The sequence below is a fragment of the Micrococcus sp. Mcc89 genome, assembly GCF_024519795.1.
GTDB classification, from domain to species: domain Bacteria; phylum Actinomycetota; class Actinomycetes; order Actinomycetales; family Micrococcaceae; genus Micrococcus; species Micrococcus luteus.
Genome location: NZ_JALJRI010000034.1, coordinates 1 through 373, shown reverse-complemented (window position 1 = coordinate 373; position 373 = coordinate 1). Strand labels below are relative to the sequence as shown.

At 70.2% G+C, this 373-nt stretch carries 1 pseudogene; it reads left to right on the top strand.

Annotation, left to right across the window (positions count from 1 at the left end):
- A pseudogene (locus NR072_RS05275) lies at positions 1-373 on the top strand (pyridine nucleotide-disulfide oxidoreductase); the annotation flags it as partial.

Sequence of the window (373 nt, the reverse complement as noted above, 5' to 3'; positions counted from 1 at the left end):
GTCGGCTGCACCTGCATTTCCTGCAGGCCCCGGAGGAGTTCCTGGACGAGGACGGCGACGGCCGGGTGGACGGCCTGCGGATGCGCCGGATGGAGTTGGACGGCTCCGGTGGGGTCCGCCCGACGGGGGAGACCGTGGACTACCCGGTGCAGGCGATCTACCGGGCCGTGGGGTACTTCGGGTCCCCGGTGGAGGGGGTGGAGTTCGATGAGGTGCGCGGTGTGATCCCGAACGCGGAAGGCCGGGTGCTGGACGCGGACGGTGCCCCGGTGCCGGGCCTGTACGCCTCGGGGTGGATCAAGCGGGGTCCGGTGGGCCTGATCGGGCACACCAAGGGTGACTCCCTGGAGACGATCAAGCATCTGATCGAGGA